Below are 551 nucleotides of genomic sequence, written 5' to 3'. Positions count from 1 at the left end.
CGGCTCGCGTTCCGAGATTCGCTACGGCCCGGAACGTCCCGGCGATGTGAAACATTCTGTGGCGTCCATCCAGCGATTGTTGGCGACCGGCTTTGAACCGCGCAGCTCGCTGGCGAGAGGGTTGAAAGAGACCATCGAGTATTTCGCCGCGCGGATGCAGGGAAAAAATGAATCTGGTGCGCCCTGTAGGACTTGAACCTACAACCTAGTGATTAAGAGTCACTTGCTCTGCCAATTGAGCTAAGGGCGCACCGGCTGAAAAAACCGTATCAAAGCCCCGCACCTCATGCAAGAGGCTCGACTTACTCCCATTCGTTCCGTATCCACTCGGAGCATGCGCGCCTTGATTCAACGCGTCAGCCGCGCCGCCGTCCATGTGGACGGGCGAGTGGTAGGCCAGATTGGCCGGGGTTTGCTCGTGTTTGTGGGTATTGGACAACAGGACACGGAACAGGACGCCGATTGGCTCATCCAAAAAATTCTCACGCTCCGAATTTTTCCAGACGAGGCTGGCAAAATGAACCGTTCTTTGAGCGATGTTGGCGGAGGCG

The 551-nt window shown here is 56.6% G+C and carries 1 protein-coding gene, 1 tRNA gene and 1 pseudogene; 2 read left to right on the top strand and 1 reads right to left on the bottom strand.

Annotated features, from left to right (window positions below; translation table 11 throughout):
- Positions 1–196, top strand: a pseudogene (locus NZN28_RS14600) (hypothetical protein); the annotation flags it as partial.
- Here NZN28_RS14600 and NZN28_RS14595 read toward each other — a convergent pair.
- A tRNA-Lys gene (locus tag NZN28_RS14595) sits at positions 175–250 on the bottom strand. The pseudogene NZN28_RS14600 and the gene NZN28_RS14595 sit on opposite strands and share 22 nt — an antisense overlap.
- A gap of 36 nt (positions 251–286) precedes the next feature.
- Here NZN28_RS14595 and NZN28_RS14590 point away from each other — a divergent pair.
- A partial coding sequence (locus tag NZN28_RS14590; RefSeq protein WP_367275846.1) for a D-aminoacyl-tRNA deacylase occupies positions 287–551 on the top strand: 265 nt, incomplete at its 3' end.

The organism is Meiothermus sp., from assembly GCF_025056915.1.
Classification (GTDB): Bacteria; Deinococcota; Deinococci; order Deinococcales; family Thermaceae; genus Meiothermus.
This window is presented reverse-complemented; position numbering and strand designations above follow the sequence as displayed.